Raw genomic sequence first — 22342 nt, 5'->3', positions numbered from 1 at the left:
CCGGGGGTGCGCGCCGTTGATGTGGTGGGTTGGTCAGCCGTTGCGGCCGTAGGCCTCGTTCAGCTCCGCCACCGCGTCCGTGCACTCGCCGGACGCGATGCGGTCGTAGACCTCCTGACCGCTCTGCACGGACTCCGGGGAGGTCAGGTCGGTGGTGGACTCCTGCGACTTCATGCCGAACATGCGTGGGCTCCTGACGTGTCGTAGGTGTGGGCCAGCGAACTGATCGGCGGGCCACGTGCCCCTGCCTGCTTTGCTGCGTACGCCCGTGGTGGCCGGGCAGGGGCGGTGCTTTGAGATCGAAGTGCGCGGGGGCTAGCCGCGCCGGCCGCCTTTTGCGGGAGGTGACGGCCCGTACTGCGCGATATGGATCTGTGCCTCAGTCCCGCTCCTCCGAGGAATCGCATCTCGGTCTCTTCGCGCGGCGTTCGTGCCCTTGGGCAGATCCGTTCTTTTGAGTCGGCGCGTGTCCCTGACGGGAGATGACCGACTGGTTTCCACTCGCCTCAGCCGGTGTCGTCACGGCCGTCGCATCTGCGGTGGATCACGCTGTGGAGTTGTCGGCATCGGTGCGGAAGCGATCCCACATCTGGTGCGCACCAGAAGAAAAGCATCTGGTGCGCACCAGAGTCAAGAGCTTCGCCGTTTCGAGCGGCGTTCGTCCGCCCCGGTGCATCTCCAGAAGACCCGTGCGAGTGGGGGTGCCGGTAGCCAACAGCGCTTCACAGCAGGCCTGTTAAGGAGCTTGTTAAGGCCTGTTGACCTGCGGTGATATGAGGCATGCTGGGAAGGTCAATGAGCGGACCCAATGTCGGGCGGTGGCCTGTGAGTTCAGGACTTAGGAGCGCGCGGACGGCGCGTCGCTGGTCTCAGGAGCGACTGGTTCGCGAGATCGAGCAGTACGCCCGACAGCACGTCACCGACGTTGCGTCGACCGCGAGTTTGCGGGTGTACGTGTCCGAGTGGGAGAACGGCAAGCGCACCCTCTCGGACCGCTACGCGGCGATCCTGAGGCAGCTTCTCGGGGTCACCGACAGGGAGTTGAGGGGCGCCCCGCTCGCTGCTGCGCCGCCGATGGCTGACGGGTACGACGAACTGCTGAGCAGGATCGATTCAGCTAGCAGCGTCAGTTCGTCCATGGTGAAGACGTTCAATGACCAGACCGAGATACTGCGCACGATGGACCGTCAGATGGGCGCGGCCGGTCTCGTCGACCAGATGACGGGGCATCTCGCCCGCCTGGAAGACGCACTGAACTTCGCGGTGCTTCCCACCACGCGCCGACCCGTTGCGCTCGCGCTCGCGGGGGCGTCGACCCTGGCCGCATGGCAGGCAATCGACTCGGGAGCGGTCGAACGGGCTTGGCGGCACTACGAACTCGCGAAGCGTGCCGCCCGCGACGCTGAGGCTCCGATGTACCTCGCGCACGCGATGGCGGAACAGGCATACGTGCTGTGCGAGGCTGGCCGGCCGTCCCTCGGTGTCGACCTGGTACGCGATGCGCAACGCACCGTTGGCCAAGCAGGGTCGCCCCGTCTCCGGGCATGGCTGTACGCGGCTGAGGCTGAGATGTGCGCTCATGCGGGAATGCCCGACGACTGCCGACGCGCGCTTGATGCGGCCCTGGCGAGTATCCCGCCCGGCTCCGAAGACCGAGATCCGGACATGCTGAGTATCTTCCTCAACGGCGCCCACCTTGCTCGGTGGCACGGCAACGTCCTTGCCCTGCTTGGCGACGGTGACGCGGTGACGAGCCTGTACGACGCCTTGGACGTGGTGGACCCCACCTTTGTCCGAGCACAGGCCGGCCTCCATAGCGACCTTGCGCAAGCACACCTCGCACGAGCCGAGTACGACGACGCTCACACCCACCTGCGGCAGGCACGGCTGTTGGCTAGCCGCACCGGTTCGGTGCGGCAGCGCCGCCGCGTCGACCTGCTCAGCGCGAGGCTGTAAGCCCCTGGTTGCCGCGACTCGCCAGGATGTGGAGCAGGGCAACGAGGGTGCCAGAGCCCATCAGTTCACCGCGAGCCATCAAGCCGGGAATGTCGGCCAGCGGCACCCACTCGATGTGTCCCGCCTCTTCGAGGTCTGTTGGCGAACCGATCTGTTCGGCCCCGTGGCCTACGAAGATCTCGTGCGGCGAGTCAACCATGCCGACCATGGGCTGATAAGTGACGACGTGCTCTACCGACTTGGGGCGCCAGCCAGTCTCTTCGATGACTTCCCGGAGTGCCGTGGTCGCCGGGTCCTCTCCTTCATCCACAATGCCCCCGGGCAACTCCCAACCCCACTGCTGAGGGACGAAGCGATACCGCCACATCATCAGGACTCGGTCCTGATCGTCCAGAACGGCGGTGACGGCGACGTGGTGAAGCTTCACCACGTGATGCTCGAAACGCTCCACGCCGGGCGGCTCCACGTCCCAAAGCTGAAGCTTGACCCAACGGTTGTCGTAGACGTCGCGCTCACCGTGGATGCGCCAAGGCTCAAGTCCCTCAGGCGTCTTGACGCTCACCGCACCAGGAACCCGATACGAACTCCGACCTCGAACCTCCAAGGCCCCTTCTGAAACCAGTCGGGCGAGTACCTGCCGAAGCGCGGTCCGGCCTATGCCGAGTTCATCAACCAGCGTGCGTTCTGAGGGCAGCTTGTCTCCGCGGGCGAACTCGCCGGAGGCGAGCCGAGCACGCAGCGTCTCGTAGACCTTGGTCGTCTTCGGTCCCATCCGCGCAGACTCTCCGATCGTAGGTGGTGCGTACCAGCGTAGTGGCACCCGCGGCTCCGTCGCTGAGCGTTTGGTCCCGCCTATCTGTTGGATCGTTGACCCTGGGCAACTGGGCCCTTCGTAAGGGGAAACTTGCAGGGCAATGGAAAGGGTATTGTCCTGAGATCGCAACGGCACCTGTGTGACATCGAGACCTCTACTCAAAGCCTGGCAACTAGTAAATTATCTACAATTCGCGAGAGTGTTGGTCGCGAATTTTCGATGTCCCCGATGATGGTGCGAATCAGGCAGAGCTGTCACGGGAAAAGTCGGCAAAACGAATGAAAGCGCCGACAAGCATGGCTACCACCAAGCCTTCCAGAGAGCCCAGGATCCATTCGGAAATTCCTAGAGATTTCTTGCTGAAAAAAATAGCCAAGGCGACCGCAGACGGGACGCAAAAAGCTGTGATGTCTACTCCTGCTTGCACCTTCTTTCTCCATACTCGGTCAACGTCCGAGCGATGATAGTTTTCCCAACCCAGGGTTACTTCGCTGGTAAATCCATGTCTCCTGAGTTCAGGCAGCAACACGCTGCGAATGTATCTGCCGATGGATGAAATTTTCTCGTCATTGACAAGATATGTCCACCCAAGAACAGAGATGGCAAAAGGTGGAATTAGCAGTGCGTATGCACGTTCGGTTCCACCGAAGTAGAAAGCAAAAATAGCGCCCGCCGTGACCAGGGCTACATAGATAAGGTTGTCCCGGAACCCGATTCGACGTACTTGTTCCTCTTTCAGTCTCTCGTACTCGACCTTGAGGATTTCGTAAGTCATTCGCTGCTCGCAGACTATAGAGGGCTGAGTTCTGTCTCACTTATCCAATTAGTGTGGGTAAAAAGGCATCAAGTCACTTGCTCGAAGCTCGTGGTTCACTTCCCCTGGACGCCTTTCACTGATCACCAAACAATCATCCCCACCGATCTCGAAAATCCAATCCATGCAACTTCCGCACGGAGTGAATCTCTCTCGCTCGGCTGAGATTAGGACAGCTACTAGCCTTCTCGCTCCGCCAGCAACCAGTGACGAAATAGCGTTGGTCTCAGCGTGGATGTCGTGAGACCTGAACCTGTGCTCAACATTGCATCCCTGGAAGATGCGTCCATCGTCCGCCAAAGCCGCACAACCCACCGGGGTGGGACCGTGAACCCTGGCATGGGAACGCGCTTCCCAGGATGCGAGAGACAGGGACCTTCGCTGTTCTTGCGTCAACTCACTCACTTGGGCTCCCTGCCTGAAGAAATGCTTGCCATTAGTGTGTTCCACCTATCTTGTTGGAATGAATTGCGTGAGGTGCTCGCTAGTTGTTGGACGAGCGGCGCTACCACCTGTGGCCAACCATGGGGCTGCGGTCGGACATCGAGAACTCTGCCCAACTCTTGCACCATCTTTGCGTCAAATTCGTCTGCTGCCAGTTTTTCCCCGAGCCATGTGACAATCTCGCCCCTCAAGGAACTGTCGTTTGTATTCGCTGCGACTTCAACCAGTGCGCGTACAGCTCCGTACCTCACCCACTTGTCTGGATCTCGGGTCAAGGATTTGACCACCGTGGTGGTAGCTGGGCTCGGATGCAGTCCCAGTACGTGGACAGCACGCCAGCGTGTCACGGGTGACTCATTTCGAGCAATACCTAGAAGCTTCTCCTCTCCATCCGCAGTCAGTCTGCACCTTCGGAGCACGTTGGCCAACGTCCAGGCTTCGATGGGATCGTCGGAGGCCAGACTTTGGACTATTTCCGCCCCGACATATTCGCCGTCTCGGATCGTGAAAATCGTTTTCCAGCGAATGAAGGATGGGTTGACCGAGGGCACCTCCTCAACAACCCGAAACAGTTGAGTTCTACTGGAAGCGGCCAGCATTCTCCCGGCGATGATTGACCCGTTGAGCCTGAGAGCATCTGTAGCTGCCTGCACGGTTGCTGCGACGGGATCCCATCGTTTATCGGCAAGCATCGCCAGAAGTTCCACCTGCATTTCGCTTGTCACGCGCCCTGCTACCAGGGAATAAGCTGCGCCGAAATAGTTCCAGTCGTACACCAACCGAACGAAATTATCCGCGATCGCAGGGTCGTGAATTTGATCTACTGCGAGGCGGAGTGAATCAAATGAAGATGCACCTGTAGTGACGACGTCAAATGCTTCGGGCCCCCAGATGCTTCTGTGTCGGACTAGGTAGCGAGAGGCAAGGAAGTCGTGAAATAGGTGATGGGCGAACCAGACGAATGTGTTACTAGTACGGACCAGTTCATTCTCTTTGAGAGTTCGAAATAGGGGTTCCTCTACTCGGTTCGTGAAATCTGTCAATGGGATTAGCATTCCTCTTTCTCGCGAGTACGACCCGTAGCAAACCTTGCTAAGTGCGTCGAGTCCCGCGTCATTCACGCACGCCATCTTCGAAAAGTATGCCTCGATCATCTTCGCGGCACTGCCCTCAGTGAGGCTAAAAGTAGTTGCCTTGTCGAGGAAGAAGGGGTTTTTTAGTAGTTTGAGTGCCGCCTGTGGCGCTTTGCCGAATTCCCGAGTTGTGCTCCAGAAGTCTTCGACCTGCTCATCCGACAAGGGCAGCACAGTTGCAAGCTTCCAGCGATCGAGTGGAACTGGTCGCCTGACCAGACGCTCGCTAACGATGACGCTGATAAAGGGAAACCTTCTAGCTAGTTCGTCTAGGGCGTCCAGGGCAGGTTGCGATAGCTCTCTAGGGATCTCGTTTAGTCCATCTGCGAGGAGCAATAGCATTGGGACTTCTGACGAGCTGGTCAGAACCGGCTTCAACGATGGATAGCTCAATCCGATCAGAGCTTGAACGAAAGATTCAGGCTCTGTGCTCCTGATTGTAGACGGAAGGTCCCTCAATGGCAGCCAGAAGGGAATTACATTGTCAGGGCCGGCGGCGGCTGATGTGCCAGCTCGGACGAGGAGATGCGTCTTTCCGCTTCCAGCTTCCGCAGAAAGCAGGACCCGGCCCGAGTCAATGGCTAGTTTGGCAAGTTCTCCTTCCGGCACGACTTCATCCCATTGTCCAGAAATGAGCTGGTCGTACGAATCCGGAAGTGCGATATTCAGGCTGAAAGGAGTCCGCCCACGGCTGAGCGCCGTGAAGAAGGTGAGTGCGTCCCTTCTCATGGTTGACCAAAGTGCCGATTCTTCCCTGGTGGCGGTCATGCCGCAGCCTCCGGAGTACGCCGTGGATCTGGTTCCATTTCCACGATATCTGTTACAACCCGCCACGTGAAGGTGCTCGCGATTGCGCAGGCATGCGGTCGCCACAGCTTGCGACTCTCATCGTTGTCAGGGTCATCGATTATGTCTGACACGCTTCGGACGATGAGCAAGCGCGGATTGTATTGCGGGTTACTTCTAGAGGCTGCAACGCCGCGGCAGAGGCCCACTGATTCCATGTCGATTGCGACAGCTTCATCGTATTCCTGAACAATTCGCTGTTGCTCTTCTGAGTCGGGGTCGCCGAAGATTTTGTCACCAGCTACGAGGCTTTCGATGTGAACCTTGGGGTGGCAGCCTTCAGGAAGCTCATTTTTGAGTGAATCCGTGAGCCATGAATGGTCGTCCCTGAGTGGAGCCACGTAGTCCTGATGGAGATTAATAGATGGATAGTCGAAAGGAATGTACCGTCGGCGCGATCCTTGCCTACTCAACTTGGCGAAGGAGCAGTAATGAATATATGGCGGAATGATCACATCGCCGACCGAAACATCCGCACGTCTATTGATTCCGCCGGCAATCCCGCATAGCACTAGGAGCTCTGGTTGCCAGTGTTCGATTACATCTCTAACCCTTTCGCCCGACTGGATATTGTTCCGATCGATCTCTCGGTGAACGACGTCCGGGTACTTGAGGTTGTCCCCTGCAGCGACGTAGTAAGGCTTCCCTCGAAGACGCTGGGTTAGGCCACCAACGGCTCTTAAGGCTTCGGTCTCCTCCTGCACGGCTGTCAAAACTGCCACACGGGCGTGCCCAAGTCGCCCACCGGTAAGTGGCATAGAGTCCCCCTGGAGTCGGCCCCAACACGGTCAACGCTTGCGCGCCGTAGTCTCAGATGCTACTTCGGTGACTGCGTGGCCGGGAGATGGACGCCTGACACAACTCCCACTTGAGCAAAAGCGCTCAACGACGAGCAAGAGGGCGTCCGGGGGATCGTCTGTCCCGCACGGATGGCTCAGCCGTACCCGGAACTGCTCGCCGCAAGCTCTCACCTGCTCGCGGTGGGACGGGCGCCCGTCGACCTCAACGGCTGACGTTTCACCCCACAGGCAGGGGCCTGTGGGCCGTGTGTGGGCCAGCAGCTCATCAGCGGCAACGGAACGGCACTCCCGCGCAGGTCAGATGGGTTTCGTTCCTGATTCCGCGACGCTCTTGAAAGCCGTCACCGCCCTGGTCGATCAGGCTTTCTCGGCCATCAAGCCCGGCCCAAAGCCGCTCTGCCGACCTGGGCGAGCCAGCGCCGCGAACACGTACCCGCACGGCGACACCCAAAAAGGCCTCTAAGGGCTGTCCCGTATAAGGCTGTGAGCTGGGAGGTCGGCTGGCGGTACTGTCGGCCGATGGAGCCTGAGAAGTCGAGCGGGTGCCCGCTTCATGGCGGTGGGGCGGCTGCACAGAGTCTCGTGGGACGCCTGCTCGCGGAGGTCGTCGGATCGCAGCATGTGTATGGCAGCGATGCCCCTGCGGGGCCGCTGGACGTGTGGCTGATCGATGACCGGGGTGCAACCGTTCACGTCACAACTGGATCGGACGGGTGTCTGATCGTCGAGGAGTCAGAGCCGCACACCGGCTACGACATGGGCGACTCGGGACGCGTCACCGTGGGAGCGATCGGCAACGAGACACCGTTCGCAGATCACATCGGGGAAAGCATTCTGGCGGTGCGGGAAGAGCACGAACCGAACACCGGACGCGTAGCTCTGGAGCTCTCATTCCCCAGAGGTCGCGTCCGCTGCGAGAGCTGGGCTGAGGACCTCCGTCTGACCCTGATGTGATGATCTTGCTGTGGCTGGTGTGATCACGGCGTCAGAGCCGTCCTGGATAGCCCCGTTCACCGGGCTGAGCCCGCGGCAGTTCGGGAAGCTGGTGACGGTGCTGCGGCGCGAGGGCGCGGACACAGTCCGCAGGGGCCGGCCGTGGAGCCTTCCGCTGGAGGACCGCGCCCTGCTGGTCGCGGCCTACTGGCGCACGAACCTGACCATGCGGCAGCTCGCGCCGCTGTTCGGGGTGTCGAAGTCGGCGGCGGACCGGATCATCGACCATCTCGGGCCGATGCTCGCGCTCCAGCCCCGTAAGCGGTTCGCGAAGGACGCTGTGCTCATCGTGGACGGCACCCTGGTGCCCACCCGGGATCACACCATCGCCGAGCGGTCGAAGAACTACCGGTACTCCACCAACCACCAGGTCGTCATCGACGCCGACACCCGCCTGGTCGTCGTGGTCGGCCGGCCGCTCGCCGGGAACCGCAACGACTGCAAGGCGTGGGAGGAGTCCGGTGCCAAGGCCGCCGTGGGCAACACCGTCACGATCGCCGACGGTGGCTACCCGGGCACCGGACTCGTCATCCCGCACCGCCGCAAGCGCGGCCAGACCGAACTCCCGGCCTGGAAAGAGGAGCACAACAAGTCCCACAAGCAGGTCCGGGCCCGGGTCGAGCACGTCTTTGCCCGCATGAAGACCTGGAAAATCCTCCGCGACTGCCGTCTCAAGGGCGACGGCGTCCACCACGCCATGCTCGGCATCGCCCGGATGCACAACCTCGCCCTCGCCGGATAGGCAAGCGGGTCGCACGGCGGCCAACCACGCCCGAGGCGACCCGAAGATCATTTACGGGACAGCCCTTAGCAGATCGCCCGGTAAGGCACTATCCCAGCATGGATGAGGGAACTGCGGCATTGATTGCCGGGCTTGCTGGAACCGCTGGCGCGATAGCCGGAGCTGTCGTCGGCGCCGTAGCAGCCGTGAGGGGTGCCCGCATAGGAGCAGAGAAAGCTGCCGAGACAGCCCGCCTACAGGTGCAGGATCAAGCGTCGATCGACCACGAGCACTGGCTGCGGCAGCAGAGAATCGAGGCATATAGCGAGTTTCTGACGGTGTACGACGATTCGACGGTAGTAGCCGGCCGCACCCGCAAGAAGATCGTAGAAATGGAGCCAGCGGCCGGTCAACCAGAAGAAGACCTACGCGAGCTGAAAGAGATCGTGCACAGGCTCCGACAAGTACGACAGCGCGTAAAGCTGGTGGGTCCTGAAACCATCCACACGCGGGCCACCGCGCTGGAGGACTCCGTACAGGATTACTACATCGATCTCGAAGTGGTCGCCGAAGCGAAGGCCAGTGGAGACCCTGACGCACCTCAGATGTTTGAGCAGGAGTACGCGGGAATGCGCGCCTCGGCCAACGCCCATGACTCCTTTGTGCGAGCGATTGGTGCGCTCATCGAAGGCAGGGAAGCATCATAGGGGCCCGCTGGCGGCCAACGATGACCACCCGACAGTTTGAGACTCCGCCGATCGCATGAGCGGGTGCCGCACCGTCCTTCTACCGCTAGGCCGGTGGAAGACTGACACGTACAGATGAGGGCCCGTAATCATGCTCCCGTCCGCGCTGAATGGCTGGTACATGGAGGGTGAACGCGCCTACGGATCAGGAGGTCACTCGCCCCCTATTTTGTTCGTCATCTCCCGCGCCAGCCATCCACCTGCCCTGACGCGGCCTCAACTCTCTTCTTCGCGAGTACCGGCAGTGCTGTCCTGCGGTCCAAATCCCGGATCCTCGTAGCTGACATCCTGGACGCCCAGGCCGGCCTTCCTGTCGGCAGGAGAGCGGTATGCCCCAAATTCAAGGACTCGGCGAGTCTGCATCACCTCACGGCGCTTACGGTCGAATCCCGCCGTGGATACGTCGGCCCTAAGCACTTCCCTGTAGTGGTCATAGTACTTACTGACTTGATCATAGATCGAATTCCAGGTAAGCCTTCGCGCTGTGCTGTTCCATCTCTCTAGAGAAAACTCGTAGCTATCGCCACTGATGAAAATGGCATCGATCTTCGGATGGGCCTTACTCAGGGCGTCGACGTACCGATCGAGCTTCTGCACATCGTCCCGCGTCACAGTATGCCCAGATCTTTTGATCTCAATTACTTTCACTGCCCCGTCTCCCGCGAGCGCCAAGAAATCATACCGGGAAAGATCCTGCTCATCGAAATCGCGAACCTTCCATTCCCGAAGCTGCTTACTAATCTGCTTTTCCTCGTACAGGACCTGCCATTCTGGATCGATAAGCCATGGATACCAGGCAATTAGATCGTGCAGATTCTCCGTGCCAGCAGGGTGCGCCGTCTCCGAAATGTTCGAAACGAGCGCATTATTGAACTTATCAATAATGGCAATACGCCCATCAATCACCTCCAGAATCGCGCGACTTTCGAGAACTTTCCACTTGGAAATACGACCCACTAGTTCTTCCAGGCGCTCTGGGTCCTCGCTCACTTCTTCGATGTCGGCAACAATGTCATGAAAGTGCCGATACTCGAAGGCTCGAATTACCGAGTCCGCCAGTGGTCTTACTTTCTCTTGGTCACTGCCCGCCTGTCCGAGAGATCGCAGGAAGCGGTTTACCTGGGTTCTTGAGGGGTCGTCCAGACTCTCGATGCGGCTTGAGAACTCGGGATCTGACGTGATTTTGTCGACGAAGGTCGTCCCTCGTCGGCTCGCCCACTCACGCAGTGCCTTGCGCGTCAACTCTTGCCCCCATTGGGACAACGGCTTTGCAGCGTCTGATTCCCAGTCGATCTCCTGCCTGTCAGTGGAGATGACATCCGATTCGTCGTCAACACCGGCATCTAGAAAGTCGGCGTGAATCTCGCCATGCAAGTAGCGCGTGCCGTGCTGCCCGGAAGCAGTTCCTTCGACGAAAAAGTAGAATGGCGACGTTTGCGCTATCTTGCCATTCACATAAACAGCAAACCCTCGCATCAGGCTCTGGCTGAGTACTGCATCCGAAAAGCCAAAGAAATATCTGAGCTCATTTCCATCAGGAAATTTGTGCGTCAGATATCCATCTTCAGGAACTCTCTGCTCAAATTCAACTTGCGGGTCGCCTACTAGTTCCCCGTTCACCCTGATCGCCATTTCCCCCCGTGTCACCCTGCTGAACCTTCTCGCCAGCGATTCTCGAAGTACATCCTCACTCATTGGCGTCGAGTGCTTCAGCCTGGAGAGGGTGATTCGGGTGCCGGATGAGCTGCTGGCAGGAGCTTCGGCCCCTGTGCGGGCCAGAATTGGTACTGGTTCGACTTTTTGCTCCGCAGTCGCGTCACGTTTCAGCTCCTCCATATCCATGGAGAATTCAGTGCACGCCTCGTTGCGCCAAGTGGATACCTCCATGTGCGAGGCAATTCCGAACCCGGCCAGCTTCCCAATACCTTTTCGGCCCATTACTTTTCGATTAGGTGAAGGATTCTCTGCAGCGCCAGCAGAGCGTCTATTTCTGCCAACAACTAGGTAATCACTTTGCACCTCATCCTCGGTCATACCTACACCATCATCTGTGATCACAATCCGCGAAGAATCGCGATCGTATCCAGATACGTCGAGCACGATGTCGACTAGCGAAGCGCCTGCATCCCAACAATTCGCCACCAATTCAGCAATTGCCGTATCGCGTCGCTTGTACATTTGAGCGCCGAGATGTTCGAGAGTGCGCCCTAGGACTTGAATGGTGTAAGTGCGAGTCCCTGCCATGGGTGGATCTTAGACCGCAGTAGGGCACTTCGGAAGGACTTCCACGACCTGTCAGCCTCTCGCGGGCAGTCCATAGATCTTGAGCGGGACCATGCCAGCACCGAATACCGAAGCGACGCGGTGGGAGCCCCTCCCGCGCGAGCGCAGTCGAGCGTGGGGGATAGGCAACCGACAAGGGATTGGCGCGAGCCGAAGGAGCGCATGCATGGGCGTCTGGCGCGACTGTAGTGGTGCCCCCGGTGCTGTCGCTCAGTCTCAACCGTGGCAGTTCACGCTTGTTCGGAGGCGTGTCAACAGGAGGCGGCGCGCAGGATCTGAACGGGTATGAACCACCAGGAACGGCCACCAGCAGAGTTGGAAAGCGCGCTTGGGGCAACGCAGGTTGGGGCGCGCAGACGGCACAAGCAGCAAACCCGCAACGCGGACTTGTCGTGCCGTCATGGAGAAATCCTGGAGACGATCTTGAGATCGCAGCCCCGGAGCACCACCGCAGACCGACACGCACCGAAGCTCTGACCTGCATCTTTGACATGATCCCCAGGTCGGCGATCTTCCAGAGCCTAATTCGGGACGAAGAGGTCGTGGGTTCAAATCCCGCCACCCCGACAGCAGGTCAGAGGCCCATTCGCTTGATCGCGAATGGGCCTCTTTCATGCCCGGGGGGCCAAACAGGGGGCCAAAGGAACAGAACCCCCACTGCTAAGGCTGCGAGGTCAAACTTCCCCCGACTGCCTGCAATGGCCACCTGACGCCCTGTACTGTCCAAGCGCAGCGCATCAGTCCTGCGCCCAGGGGAGGAGCCGTCCGTGACCATCTACGACGACCACCCGACCGACCCCCGCTTGGAGGCGATCTCGCTGCGGGTGTCGCGCCAGCACCTCCGGTACTGCTTCGAGAAGGGCATCGTGCCCCACATCGAAGACTCGACGCGCGTCATGCAGGCCGCGTACGACGCAATGACCCACTCAGGCAACCCGCTCGATGCTCCCGGCGAGCGCCTGTACTTGCTTTCCTTCGAGGGCATCCAGTCATACATCAAGGTCGGCCGCGTCTCGAAGCGCCTTTTCCCCGCACGACTCAGCGAGTACGAACACGCGGCGGAGCTGGGTATGGTCGTCATTTTCGACGGCTGGGTGTCAAAGGCACGGCCGTCCACCCGCCTGTGGGAGACGCGGGCCCGCGACGCCATCGCGGCAGTGCCTGGCGTGCAACGGACCCACAAGGAGTATTTCTCCGGCATCGCCTTCGAGGACGCCTTGGCGATCGTGCAGCGCGAACGCACCGCGTAGGTCACGGGGCTCTCCACACGCTGACTGCGGGAGGGTCAGGACCTGAGCACGCTATTGACCGCCGCGCCTCAGGCCACCGAGCCTCCTCCCGCGTCAGAGAAAATCTCGTCCATCGCTTCAGCCCCTTGCGTGATCACCGGACGGAGCTGCTTGCGGTAGACCGCTTCTGTCGTCGCCTGGCTGCTGTGCCCGACCAACAGCGCGATCCGCTCCAACGGGATGCCGTGATCCGAGAGAAGGGACACGAAGCTGTGCCGCAGCTCCCTCGGTGTCCACTCCGGCTTCAATCCCGCTTTCTTCACGATGGCCTTGAAGTCGCGCCGGACGTTGGCCGCATCGAGCGGCTCGCCGCTCCGGGTCGTGAAGACACGGCCGGCCGGGTCCCACTCCTTCCCCTTCGACGTGCGTTCCTTCTTCTGCAACCTCAGGTGCTCTTCGAGCACGTCGACCACCTGCTTCGGAAGCGCGATGGTCCGCCGGCTCCTCCTGGTCTTCGTCTCCCCGTGCTTGCGCACCGAGCGCCACACCGCGACATGCGGCGGAACTTCGCCCTTCGTCTCCAGGAACACGTGATCCCAGGTGAGAGGCCGCGCCTCTTCCGTACGAACGCCGCTGAGCAACGAGAGCACGAGGTACGCGTACAGCCGTGACGGGCGAGCGGCAATGAGCACGGCTTTCGCCTCTTCCAAGTTCAGCGCCTTACTCGGTCGCCCGGGGCGCCCTTCCGGCACGGTGACGAGTAGCGCCACGTTCCGCGCTGCCTTGTCCCGCCGCTGAGCTTGCACGATGGAGCGGCGCAGGATGGCGAGCAGGTCGCGCAGGCTTCGCGTCGCGAGAAACTCGGCCCTGTCGTCCAACCAGTCGTCGACATCGTCCGCGCTGAGTTCTTTCAGCTTGGCCTTGCCGATGAACGGAATCAGGTGCTTGTTCGCCATCGAGCGGTTCTTACCGATGGTGCCCTTCTCGTCTCGCCCCTTGAGTCCGCGCTCCAACCAGTCGTTCACCGCGTCCGCCACGGTGTAGTTGGCCGGCGCCTTGACTCCGGTCTGCACCTCCTTCTTCAAGTCCCGGATCTTGTTGCGGACTTCGGTCTTCGTCTTGCCGTACACCTTCGGTCGGCGGCGCTTGCCGTTCGGGGCGTGACCCAGGGAAACGGCACCCACAAAGCTCTTCTTTTTGGGGTCCCAATAGATCGTGTCCGCACCGTGGCCAGCCCTTGTGGCGCGTTTCGGGGTCTCGGTCATGCTGTGTTGTGCCTCCATAGGACAGGGCCGCGCCCCGGAAGGACGCGGCCCTGTTGCGGTGGGTGGTTGGGAGTTCAGGCGGTGGCTCTTGCCTCGCGCTTGAGAAGTTCGACGTACTCCGCGATGTAGTCAGGCGGCACGAGTCGACGACGACCGATACGAACGGTCTGAAGTCGTCCGAGCCGTATCTCCTCGTAGACCATCGAGCGGCCGATCCTGAGAACGACGGCCGCCTCTTCGGGCCTGTAGAGGATTTGTTCAGCAGGTGCAACGGCGGTGCTCATGCTGCGGTGCCTCCTCGGCAGGGAGTCGGGGGCGGTGGCCCCCTTCCTGTCAGGTCCGCTACTTCCGCTACCTCCGCTACCGCCCTGGTCAAGGGCATGATCGTGGTAGCGGATAGGGGTAGCGGTAGCGGATGGAGCCGCTACCGGCCCCGGGATCGTGGCCACGGGATGGGTAGCGGACGGGCGGCGCGGTAGCGGATACGGAGTGCCGATCCGCTACCGGTTTTAGGCTTCTGACCTGCCCGGTAGCGGAGGTAGCGGAAGTAGCGCACTTTCCGCAGGGGGAGGGCAGTAGCGTTGCCACGCGTCGTGAAGATCGGACGCGTAATAGCCCTTCATGACGCTTCCGCCGGCCTTGATGTTGCGGGCCGCAATCGGTGCGTTGTCCGCGGTCATGTACTCGCGCAGCATCCGTGAGAGGCCGCGGGCATCGAGCGGCTTGCCGCTCATGTCCGCCCACGGCGCCTCTTCGAGGCTGTGCAGCCTGTCGAGGATGGCGACGGTAGGCAGACGGTCGATGCCGTTGAACACGTAGTCGCGCAGGTCGATCAACAGGCGAATGCCGACGCTGCCCTTGTCGCTGGTCTTGGCCGCGTTCACCAGCTCGATGCACGCAGCGCGGGCCCGCTTCGGCCACGTGCCGCCCGCCGCATCGGCCACGGCGAGCAGGGGCTCCCATACGTCCGCGGGCCGGTCGCTGACGCCCTCCGGAAGCTCCGGGAACACTCCGTCGACCAGGTGGCGGATGGACTGTGCCCAATTGGCGAGCCGGTCGCGCAGTTTGTGTCCTTCCTTCTCGTGGATGCGCTGCCGGAAGGGTTCGACCTGCTCGTTCGGTGCGCGGCGCCGCATGCGGACGATGACCGAGCGAGTCAGGATCGTGTCGGGCAGCGAGCCGAGCCCGGCGACCGCGACTCCGCAGAACGACGGGAACTCCTGTACCTGTTGGTTGGAGCCGTCGCCCACGCAGCGCCACATGACGCCGGAGCGTCGGTGGCCGGCGTTCAGGAAGCCCCGGAGCTGTTCGTTCTCTCCGGCCTTGGGCCCGAAGACCGTATCGATTTCGTCGAACAGGATCGTCGGCCTTCCCTCCATCCCGGACACCGCGCGGAACAGTGCGGATGCGGATGCGTTGACCGCGACCATCGGTTGCGGCACGAGGGTTTCCACGATCTCCAGAGCGCGGGACTTGCCCGACCCCGGCTCCGGCGACAGGAACGCGAGCCGCGGTGTGGAGTCGAAGCAGTCGAGCAGGTGCGCGTGCGCGTCCCACAGCGTCACGGCGACGTACGCGGCTTCGAGCGGGAAGATGTTGAAGCGTCGGTGGAAGGCTTCCACCTCATCGAGCAGTGCGGAGCCGTCCATGACGGGTGCCGGCGAGTTGGCGCTCATGCCGCCTGCCTCCCTTCCTGGTTGGTGCGGAGCAGGCATACGTCGCGGTGTGCGCTGTGGTCGTCGATCAGGGCGAGCACCTTCGTGTGACCGACGGCGCTGCGGTCCCTGCCGCACAGGCACTTCGAGGTGGCGGTCGGTACGGCGCTGCCGGGTGCGGAGATGCGCAGCCATGCGACCGCGTAACGCCCGTCTCCCTGCTGCGAGTCAGGGCCAACAGCAGTGCGGACGCCCTTGCGGGCGGCGCCTGTCGGCTCGCCCACGGCCGGACCGAGCGCGGCTTGTGCGGCGGCGCGCGGGTCGAAGGGAGGAACAGGGAGGCTCTTCAGGAGGGGGCGAGAAGGGGCGCTCATGCCGCCCTCCCGTGCTGGTTTCGGGCAATCGACCAGTTCAGACCGCTCCGAATGGTCGCCTCACACGACCGCGGCGAGAGACCGGCCTGCTCCCCCGCCCACTGAAGAGCCTCCTCAACCTGCTCCCTGGGAAGGTCGCCGGACGCGATGAACCGTCCCAAGGCTCGCGCCGCCCGGAGCAACGTGGCGTTGCGCTCGCCCTCCGGTGCCGTTCGAACGCTCGCGGTTTCCGCGTTCAAGCCCGCTGCCGCGTAGCGAGAGGCTCGTACGGCCGATGGTGCGGCCGTTAGTGCCCGCGATGACCGACGGACCGTCAGGCGGGCGCACAGCCAATCCGGCAGGGGTGCGGGCGGCACGTCGCTGACGATCGCGTAGGCGCCGCCGCTGGTGATGCTGCCAGGCGCAACGACGTAACCGCCCCATGCCCGGGTGTCGATGCGCTTACCGAGCCGTCCAGCCGTGTTGCCTAGCCGGACACCGGGCGGCGCCGCGAAGTACAGGTGGACCCCGCCGCCCGCGGTCCGCACCGTGCGCGTGGTGGGGACGGCATGCCCGGCGCGCTCGCAGAGCGCCGTAAAGGTCGTCACGCCGTTAGGCGTGTCCGTACTGCACTTGCGCTTGGGCATGTCGAGGTCGACAACGAGCAGCCCGGACGGGCCGGTCGCAATGCCGACGTTGAACGGGAGGTCGCCCCACGCCCGGCGGAGGCGGTCCGGGTCGATCGTGGCGCGCTCTTCCCACTTCCGGTGACCGCCGGCGCAGTCTCCGATGGCGGGGCAAACGTCCTCACCGTGTAGGGCAGGACGCTTGTCACCGGGGCGCAGAGGGAGGACGGCCCATCCTCGCTCGGCAGCGTCCAGTGCGGCGTACAGGAGGTGGCGATTCATGCGGCCACCGCCAATCCGCTCGATGGAGTGGCAAGGGCCGGACGGCTCTCGCCGAATGCCGGTCGTTGGGTCATGCTTGAGGTCTCCTTGTTCTGTTGGAGGGACAGGAGAACCGGGGCGGGCGCAGGCTTGTGGTGAGACGGCGCCCGCCTCGGGCGTAGCTAGCCGCGGAAGTGGTTGCGCTTGAAGACGGCCTTGCGGATGTGGAACGTGTTGCCGCCGCTGTGGCCGCTCGCGCTGAAGACCTGCACGGCGACCCAGCCACCGAAGATGACGGCGGCGAGAGTGATGAGCTGGGTGATGAGCGCTGTCAGCGCGGTGATGAACGCGGTGAGCAGGAACAGACCACCGCAGACGGCACCGAACCCGATACCTCCGAGGGCGATGTTCACCGCCGCGCGAGAGACGGGCGGCTTGCTCGCGACGGGTTCGGGCTTGGCGGGTTCGAGGGAGTAGCCGGTGACGACGCGGCCGTCCGGAAGGACGATGCTCGTCACCGACGGGATCGTGCCCGGGTGCATGGGCACGATCGGTGCGGACGGCACCGGGGCGAGCGGGATGGGCCGGTGGACTTCCACGGTCGCCTCACGGTGGCCGGGTACGAGGGGCTTGAAGGGTTCGTTCACGACAGGTCCTCCTGTCAGGTGCCGAGCGATGCAAGGAAGCGAGCGAACGCCCGGACCAAGTCACGGACCGGGCCGTCAGCGCCGGTCCCGGCGGTGAAGAATCCGAAGAGGAACAGGACCACCGCGGCGCCAGCGCCGGTCGCCTTGGTCTTGACGGCGACGAAGGCGGCGATGCCGAACAGCAGCACCGCCGAGAAGGTGAGGATCATCGGGAGGCCCCCGTGCGGGGCGCGTCGCTGCCGGCGCGGTAGACGCGGGCCCAGCGGTTGTAGAGCCAGCGGCCGACGCGTATGCGCTTGCCGGTCGCCTTGCAGCGCCGGCAGTCCTTCCCGCGCTTCATGCGGCCCTTGCGGTCGGTCTTCATCCGGAAGCCCCATCCGCTGCACTTGCGGCAGTTACCAAACGGGGAGGCGGCACACACAGCGACGTAACACAGTGTCACGCCAAGCATGAGAGTGATAGCGAGCAGGGCAGGGGTCATCACGGGCCCTTCCAGGCGGGTTTCAGGGGTTTCCGCAGGTGGGCCGCTATCCGCTAGCGGCCTGATCAGAGCAGGTTTGGGGCGCTAGCGGAGCCGCTAACGTTAGCGGTGTGTGCCGCTAGCGCTAGCGGCTCCGGACGGTCATCCCGCGTCGCGGTTTTCGTCACGATCCGCAATCGAAGCCACAATGTGGGAGCGGTCGACGCCGCGCCGGTTGACGACCTTGCCGTCCACACGGCGGCCCACCTGGACAGTGGAGACACCGTGGGGCTTCAGCGCTGACGCCAGTGCCTCCGGCGTCCATCCGTCGTAGACGTTGTTCCGCAGTTCGGCGAGCCGGGACACGACGGTCTCGGACCACACCTTGGGTTCATCGGCAGGGATGACCGCGAGGATGTCGGCGAGCAGGTCGTACGACGTGCTCGCGTCCGTCTCCGGCTCTTCCCCGAGCGCGTGCCCGGACAGGGTGCCGGCGGCTTCGCGCAGCTTGCGGGCCCGCGCAGCGATGCTCTCCGCGTTGGGCGCGTCCACGTACACCGAGCCGACGATCCGGGCATCCGAGCCTTCGCCCACGAAGTAGTGGATGCCCTTGTCTCCCCAAGAGAACATGGTGGCGCGCACGCCCCGCTTGTACGCGGACGTGCCCAGCACCATGTCGTTCTCCAACTGCCCCATGACCTTGAGGCAGAACCGAGCCGACGCGTTCGCGGAAATGCCCGTGGGCAGCGCTTTCGCGTCCGGCCGCTGCGTGGCGAGCAGCAGCACGATCCCGGTAGCGGGACCGCGTTTGACCAGGTCGGTGCAGATCTCTTCGAGTTCCTTGCCGTACTTCTCGTGCTCGAACCAGACCTGGCACTCATCCACCCCGATCACGATCGGGTGCAGCCCCAACGACTTCTTGTTGGCGAGTTCGGACGTCACCTTGGACTCGGGGCAGATGTCCCGCGGCAGCGAGCGGATCACCTTTGCCCTGCGTCGCAGTTCCTCGCGCAGCGCTCGCAGGTCGCGCAACGCGTACTCGATGTCCTCCTCTTCGTCGCCGGCGCGGTGGCGGTGAGCGACGCGCTCGCCAACCGGGTCCAGGTCGCCAGTGCCCTTGAGGTCGTACGTGTGCAGTTCCGCCCGCGGGTCCAACGCAGCGATGAGCAGCAGCAGACGGAGCAGGAAGGTCTTGCCCATGCGCGGAATCGCGCCGATGACGGCCGCGATGTACATGAGCGTGATCTCGACCCAGCGTCCGCGCTGGTCAGTGCCGAACGCAACGGGCTTGAACAGGTCCGTGCTGCCCGACTTCAGCAGCGGCCACGCAGGCTTCTTGGCCTTGGACATGTCCTGATCCCCGACCCACAGCACCAAGTGCCCGGTGTGCTGGTCGGGCACTGCCTCCGGCCACACGCAGCCCAGCGGGCGGCGCAGGCCGGAAGCGAGCCGCTCGCGCCGCTCGATGATGTCCGTGACTGTGACGCCGTACGGGAGGTTGCCCTCCGCACGCCATCCCGGACCGTCGCGAGTGATCGGGGCGGTGAACTCGAACCCGTCGCGACCCTTGCCCTGCGCCTGGTTGATGGCGGGAATGCCGAGCGAGCCGAGCGACCGCAGCACGATGTCTGAGGTGAGCTTGACCGCCTTGGGCAGTTCCACCGCGCGGTGGATGACCGGGGTGTCCGCCTTGCGGCCGGCGACCCCGAGCGCCATGACTACCGCGCCCACCGACACCGCCTGAAGCCAGTCAGGGGCGAGCACGTAGATGGCGAGCGCAGAACCGAGCCCAGTGAACATGGCGAGCACGGTCACGAGGGCGCGCATTCGGACCCGTCCGTCGCGCTGCCGAGACAGCTTCAGGTACTCGGCAGCGTCCTCGCGCCGGACCGCGGCGAGTCGGACCGGCTCGCCCTCACGGTCGGCCGCCCACCGCATCGTGCCGCCGACGAACTTTGCGGCACCGGACGGGGCTTGGAGGGTGAGGCGCGCGGCGTAGACCGGGGAGCGAAGTGCGTGGTAGCCGACCGAGTGGGCATAGTGCCGAGCCACCCACGCTGTAGCGGTCTTCAGTTCCGCCACGGACTTCAGCCACAGGGGAACGACCGGACGGCGCTGCGCAGCGAGCAGCCGACCGAGGTAGCCCGGACCGACCGCCTTGGCGGTCGGAAGGTCGACCGTGACGCGCGCGGTCGGGTCGGCCGACTCGGCACCCGACCGACTCGGGTCGGAGTCGGCCGACGGGTCGGCATCGGGTCGGGCCGTCGAGTCGGCCGACCCGGTGCGGGCCGACCGTGCCTTGTCCAAGTCGACTACCTCTCCCCCGGAGTCGGCCGCCATGTCGGCTTCGAGTCGGTGGAAGAGTTCGTTCTCGTCGTCGGGGTGCTTCACTGAATGTCCCTTCCAAGGGAAAAGGGCGGGGTCCGGCCGTCGCTGTAGGAGGTGGGCGGACGGACCCCGCACGGCGGTGCTACGGGGGTGGCATGGGGAAATCGGAGTCCAAGACGCGGCCGTGCGAGTGGTGCGGCAAGCCGGTGCAGCAACCAGAAAGCCGGTGGCGCAAGCGGCGTTATTGCAGCAAGGCACACCGCCGCAGGAACCGAATTGCGGATGCTCTCTGGGAGTTCCTGGACTTCTGGTAGGTCACGCGGCGCGCTGTTCCTCGGGATAGGCGCAGGGCACGCACATGCCGAGCGAGGAGGGGATGACGTATCCGGCGTCCTGACGGCAGGCCGGACAGGTTCGGCGGGCGCGCATCGCCTTGGCGAGCGCGGCCCGTTTGCCCGGCGTCATCGGCCGGACGGGCTTGGCGCGGTCGACGCGGTAGAGGTAGGCGACCAGCGGGCCGCGCCGGTAGCGCGGGCGCAGGACCTGAGCCGCGATCGACTGCCCGCCGGGCCGTAAGCCACGGGCCCGTAACTGCCGCTTGGTGGCGAGTCCGTCGGGGGCGTAGCGCCACGGGTAGGTGGGCAGTCCGTACGTCGCGCCGGTCGGGTCGAAGCACTTGCCGTACATCACGCAGCCTCAACCGCTGTGCCGTCGCCCTCCGAGTCGTCCACGGAGTGCAGCGGACGGCCGGCGCCACGCTCGGTCTGCAACAGGTCGCGCAGCTTGCGAGCGTTGGCCTGCGAGACGTGCACGGCAGTACGGATGCGATCCGCGGTCAGCTCCGAGTCGGCCCACTCTGCGGTGGCCGTGCGCGCTTCGGTGAGCAGTTCCTCGAAGGTGCGCTGCGGCTTGCCCTTGGCCTTGGAGTTCGTCTGCCGGCGCGGGCGCGGCTTGGGATCGGCCAGAGGTACCGGCGGGGGCACGGCCGGCGTCTCCTGCTCGGAGGCGGGGGCCAGCTCGCCCATGCGCAGCATCACGCGCTCGCGCCGCGGGGTCTTCGAGCGCCACTTGCGGCCGTAGCGCTCGCGCAGGTCCGCACGGGCCAACTGCCGTTCCTTCTCCCGCGTAAGTGCCTCCGAGTAGGAGGTGACCTCCCACAGCGTCATGCGGCGCCACAGAGCGAACGTCGACGGGAACGCGAGCAGCCACCGAGAGAACCGGATCTTTTCCATGCGCCGCCCGGTGGCCGCGCCGATTCGTGCGGCGTAGATGTGCGCGCCGATCTCGGAGAAGACCACCCACAGCAGCGGCATGGTGCCGTGCGCGACCTTGGCCCACATGCCCTGTCCGGCCGCAACGTTCAGCCCGCACGTGATGAGCGTGAGCACCCAAGGCACGAACCGGACCCACGCAAGCGCCATGTCCATCCGGATCAACAACAGGTTGGCCACGGTGAACACCGGAATGGCTACGTCGATACCGACCGGCAGCATCCACGGCTCGCCGAATCCCCAGCGGGCCGCAGCAGCCGACACGGCGTCGAAGGAGGAGATGAGACCGAGCGCACCGACTCCGGCCGCGGCAAGCGCGGCGATTCCGGCGAGACCCATCTCCGGCCTGGTCAGCGGCGGCACCCCGGACGGGGGCGCCGTAAGGGCGGTCGTTGTGGCGCTCATGCCGCCGCTCCCTTCCGTACGGAGCGGCGGCGGCCGGCGAACCGGGCCATGGGGATGACGTCGAACAACTCGGGGTGCGCCTCGACAGTCTCGGCCGCGATGCGGATCAGGTCGTCGGGCATCTCGGGGTGCTCAGCGAGGATGTCGCGCGCCGCGTCCAGACGGGCCGCGCGCTCTTCGTTGCTCTCGCCCTCGACCCCGAGCCACAGCTCAACCGGGGTACCGAGCGCGAGTTCCGCGAAGTCCTCAGCGGATACGGCCTGTTGACGGCCGATGTACGTACGCATGGAAG

At 63.5% G+C, this 22342-nt stretch carries 24 protein-coding genes and 1 pseudogene; 6 read left to right on the top strand and 19 right to left on the bottom strand.

The window, feature by feature from the left end; genetic code table 11:
• Positions 1-33 precede the first annotated feature (33 nt).
• Positions 34-183 carry a hypothetical protein gene (locus OG858_RS25725; protein ID WP_328544404.1) on the bottom strand — a complete coding sequence of 50 codons (150 nt, stop codon included), beginning with the start codon at positions 181-183 and terminating at the stop codon, positions 34-36.
• 765 nt (positions 184-948) lie between these two features.
• Here OG858_RS25725 and OG858_RS25720 point away from each other — a divergent pair.
• The gene (locus OG858_RS25720; RefSeq protein ID WP_328545307.1) at positions 949-1956 is read left to right on the top strand and encodes a tetratricopeptide repeat protein; all 1008 of its coding nucleotides are present in this window, start codon (positions 949-951) and stop codon (positions 1954-1956) included.
• Here the strand turns inward: OG858_RS25720 and OG858_RS25715 are convergent.
• From OG858_RS25715 to OG858_RS25700, 5 genes are all read right to left on the bottom strand, one after another.
• Positions 1940-2728 (bottom strand): NUDIX domain-containing protein, encoded by a 789-nt coding sequence (locus tag OG858_RS25715; RefSeq protein WP_328544405.1) that lies wholly within the window; start codon positions 2726-2728, stop codon positions 1940-1942. The genes OG858_RS25720 and OG858_RS25715 overlap by 17 nt on opposite strands.
• 283 nt (positions 2729-3011) lie before the next feature.
• Positions 3012-3545 (bottom strand): hypothetical protein, encoded by a 534-nt coding sequence (locus OG858_RS25710; RefSeq protein ID WP_328544406.1) that lies wholly within the window; start codon positions 3543-3545, stop codon positions 3012-3014.
• Positions 3546-3593: 48 nt separating this feature from the next.
• On the bottom strand, positions 3594-3989 hold the full coding sequence (locus OG858_RS48210) for a cytidine deaminase family protein (RefSeq protein ID WP_408059430.1): 396 nt from the start codon (positions 3987-3989) through the stop codon (positions 3594-3596).
• Entirely contained in the window at positions 3986-5890 is a 1905-nt protein-coding gene (locus OG858_RS25705) for an NACHT domain-containing protein (RefSeq protein WP_328544407.1), read from the bottom strand. The genes OG858_RS48210 and OG858_RS25705 overlap by 4 nt, the downstream gene beginning before the upstream one ends.
• Before the next feature lie 35 nt (positions 5891-5925).
• Entirely contained in the window at positions 5926-6711 is a 786-nt protein-coding gene (locus tag OG858_RS25700) for a 5'-methylthioadenosine/S-adenosylhomocysteine nucleosidase family protein (RefSeq protein WP_328544408.1), read from the bottom strand.
• A gap of 219 nt (positions 6712-6930) precedes the next feature.
• On the opposite strand from OG858_RS25700, the pseudogene OG858_RS25695 reads away from it, so the two are divergent.
• The 4 genes and pseudogenes from OG858_RS25695 to OG858_RS25680 all read left to right on the top strand — a co-directional run.
• Positions 6931-7020, top strand: a pseudogene (locus OG858_RS25695) (SAM-dependent methyltransferase); the annotation flags it as partial.
• 306 nt (positions 7021-7326) lie between these two features.
• A complete protein-coding gene (locus OG858_RS25690) occupies positions 7327-7761 on the top strand; it encodes a hypothetical protein (protein WP_328544409.1) in 435 nt (144 codons plus the stop codon).
• A gap of 10 nt (positions 7762-7771) precedes the next feature.
• A complete protein-coding gene (locus OG858_RS25685; protein ID WP_086752500.1) occupies positions 7772-8542 on the top strand; it encodes a transposase in 771 nt (256 codons plus the stop codon).
• A gap of 98 nt (positions 8543-8640) precedes the next feature.
• A complete protein-coding gene (locus OG858_RS25680; protein WP_328544410.1) occupies positions 8641-9228 on the top strand; it encodes a hypothetical protein in 588 nt (195 codons plus the stop codon).
• Between the two features lie 255 nt (positions 9229-9483).
• On the opposite strand, the gene OG858_RS25675 is transcribed toward OG858_RS25680, so the two are convergent.
• Positions 9484-11511: an ATP-binding protein gene (locus OG858_RS25675; RefSeq protein ID WP_328544411.1), complete on the bottom strand. Its 2028-nt coding sequence runs from the start codon at positions 11509-11511 to the stop codon at positions 9484-9486.
• 806 nt (positions 11512-12317) lie between these two features.
• Here OG858_RS25675 and OG858_RS25670 point away from each other — a divergent pair.
• A complete protein-coding gene (locus OG858_RS25670) occupies positions 12318-12800 on the top strand; it encodes a hypothetical protein (RefSeq protein WP_086748414.1) in 483 nt (160 codons plus the stop codon).
• A gap of 68 nt (positions 12801-12868) precedes the next feature.
• Here the strand turns inward: OG858_RS25670 and OG858_RS25665 are convergent, their stop codons facing one another.
• The 12 genes from OG858_RS25665 to OG858_RS25610 form a co-directional block, all read right to left on the bottom strand.
• Positions 12869-14044, bottom strand: a complete 1176-nt coding sequence (locus tag OG858_RS25665; RefSeq protein ID WP_086748413.1) for a site-specific integrase — start codon at positions 14042-14044, stop codon at positions 12869-12871.
• A gap of 74 nt (positions 14045-14118) precedes the next feature.
• The gene (locus tag OG858_RS25660; RefSeq protein WP_086748412.1) at positions 14119-14328 is read right to left on the bottom strand and encodes a helix-turn-helix domain-containing protein; all 210 of its coding nucleotides are present in this window, start codon (positions 14326-14328) and stop codon (positions 14119-14121) included.
• 225 nt (positions 14329-14553) lie between these two features.
• Entirely contained in the window at positions 14554-15720 is a 1167-nt protein-coding gene (locus OG858_RS25655; RefSeq protein WP_086748411.1) for a DUF3631 domain-containing protein, read from the bottom strand.
• Positions 15717-16073: a hypothetical protein gene (locus OG858_RS25650; RefSeq protein ID WP_143677192.1), complete on the bottom strand. Its 357-nt coding sequence runs from the start codon at positions 16071-16073 to the stop codon at positions 15717-15719. The genes OG858_RS25655 and OG858_RS25650 overlap by 4 nt, the downstream gene beginning before the upstream one ends.
• The gene (locus OG858_RS25645) at positions 16070-16960 is read right to left on the bottom strand and encodes a bifunctional DNA primase/polymerase (protein WP_086748409.1); all 891 of its coding nucleotides are present in this window, start codon (positions 16958-16960) and stop codon (positions 16070-16072) included. The genes OG858_RS25650 and OG858_RS25645 overlap by 4 nt, the downstream gene beginning before the upstream one ends.
• A gap of 161 nt (positions 16961-17121) precedes the next feature.
• Positions 17122-17586: a hypothetical protein gene (locus OG858_RS25640; protein ID WP_086748408.1), complete on the bottom strand. Its 465-nt coding sequence runs from the start codon at positions 17584-17586 to the stop codon at positions 17122-17124.
• Between the two features lie 14 nt (positions 17587-17600).
• The gene (locus tag OG858_RS25635) at positions 17601-17795 is read right to left on the bottom strand and encodes a hypothetical protein (RefSeq protein ID WP_086748407.1); all 195 of its coding nucleotides are present in this window, start codon (positions 17793-17795) and stop codon (positions 17601-17603) included.
• Positions 17792-18067, bottom strand: coding sequence for a hypothetical protein (locus OG858_RS25630; RefSeq protein ID WP_086748406.1), 276 nt, complete (start codon positions 18065-18067; stop codon positions 17792-17794). The genes OG858_RS25635 and OG858_RS25630 overlap by 4 nt, the downstream gene beginning before the upstream one ends.
• Before the next feature lie 141 nt (positions 18068-18208).
• Entirely contained in the window at positions 18209-20437 is a 2229-nt protein-coding gene (locus OG858_RS25625) for a cell division protein FtsK (RefSeq protein WP_179200977.1), read from the bottom strand.
• A 252-nt stretch (positions 20438-20689) separates the two neighbouring features.
• Positions 20690-21061: an RRQRL motif-containing zinc-binding protein gene (locus OG858_RS25620; protein ID WP_086748405.1), complete on the bottom strand. Its 372-nt coding sequence runs from the start codon at positions 21059-21061 to the stop codon at positions 20690-20692.
• On the bottom strand, positions 21061-22050 hold the full coding sequence (locus OG858_RS25615; RefSeq protein ID WP_256960406.1) for a DUF2637 domain-containing protein: 990 nt from the start codon (positions 22048-22050) through the stop codon (positions 21061-21063). Before OG858_RS25615 ends, OG858_RS25620 begins: the two co-directional genes overlap by 1 nt.
• Entirely contained in the window at positions 22047-22337 is a 291-nt protein-coding gene (locus tag OG858_RS25610) for a hypothetical protein (protein WP_086748403.1), read from the bottom strand. The genes OG858_RS25615 and OG858_RS25610 overlap by 4 nt, the downstream gene beginning before the upstream one ends.
• Positions 22338-22342 lie beyond the last annotated feature (5 nt).

The sequence above is a fragment of the Streptomyces europaeiscabiei genome (assembly GCF_036346855.1).
Classification (GTDB): Bacteria; Actinomycetota; Actinomycetes; order Streptomycetales; family Streptomycetaceae; genus Streptomyces; species Streptomyces europaeiscabiei.
This window is presented reverse-complemented; position numbering and strand designations above follow the sequence as displayed.

Coding starts and splice junctions, on each gene's coding strand:
- OG858_RS25665 (WP_086748413.1), bottom strand. CDS start 14,044: ATGACCGAGACCCCGAAACGCGCCACAAGGGCTGGCCACGGTGCGGAC.
- OG858_RS25615 (WP_256960406.1), bottom strand. CDS start 22,050: ATGAGCGCCACAACGACCGCCCTTACGGCGCCCCCGTCCGGGGTGCCG.
- OG858_RS25705 (WP_328544407.1), bottom strand. CDS start 5,890: ATGAGAAGGGACGCACTCACCTTCTTCACGGCGCTCAGCCGTGGGCGG.
- OG858_RS25635 (WP_086748407.1), bottom strand. CDS start 17,795: ATGATCCTCACCTTCTCGGCGGTGCTGCTGTTCGGCATCGCCGCCTTC.
- OG858_RS25645 (WP_086748409.1), bottom strand. CDS start 16,960: ATGAATCGCCACCTCCTGTACGCCGCACTGGACGCTGCCGAGCGAGGA.
- OG858_RS25620 (WP_086748405.1), bottom strand. CDS start 21,061: ATGTACGGCAAGTGCTTCGACCCGACCGGCGCGACGTACGGACTGCCC.
- OG858_RS25710 (WP_328544406.1), bottom strand. CDS start 3,545: ATGACTTACGAAATCCTCAAGGTCGAGTACGAGAGACTGAAAGAGGAA.
- OG858_RS25660 (WP_086748412.1), bottom strand. CDS start 14,328: ATGAGCACCGCCGTTGCACCTGCTGAACAAATCCTCTACAGGCCCGAA.
- OG858_RS25715 (WP_328544405.1), bottom strand. CDS start 2,728: ATGGGACCGAAGACGACCAAGGTCTACGAGACGCTGCGTGCTCGGCTC.
- OG858_RS25690 (WP_328544409.1), top strand. CDS start 7,327: ATGGAGCCTGAGAAGTCGAGCGGGTGCCCGCTTCATGGCGGTGGGGCG.
- OG858_RS25655 (WP_086748411.1), bottom strand. CDS start 15,720: ATGAGCGCCAACTCGCCGGCACCCGTCATGGACGGCTCCGCACTGCTC.
- OG858_RS25675 (WP_328544411.1), bottom strand. CDS start 11,511: ATGGCAGGGACTCGCACTTACACCATTCAAGTCCTAGGGCGCACTCTC.
- OG858_RS25680 (WP_328544410.1), top strand. CDS start 8,641: ATGGATGAGGGAACTGCGGCATTGATTGCCGGGCTTGCTGGAACCGCT.
- OG858_RS25610 (WP_086748403.1), bottom strand. CDS start 22,337: ATGCGTACGTACATCGGCCGTCAACAGGCCGTATCCGCTGAGGACTTC.
- OG858_RS25630 (WP_086748406.1), bottom strand. CDS start 18,067: ATGACCCCTGCCCTGCTCGCTATCACTCTCATGCTTGGCGTGACACTG.
- OG858_RS25725 (WP_328544404.1), bottom strand. CDS start 183: ATGTTCGGCATGAAGTCGCAGGAGTCCACCACCGACCTGACCTCCCCG.
- OG858_RS25650 (WP_143677192.1), bottom strand. CDS start 16,073: ATGAGCGCCCCTTCTCGCCCCCTCCTGAAGAGCCTCCCTGTTCCTCCC.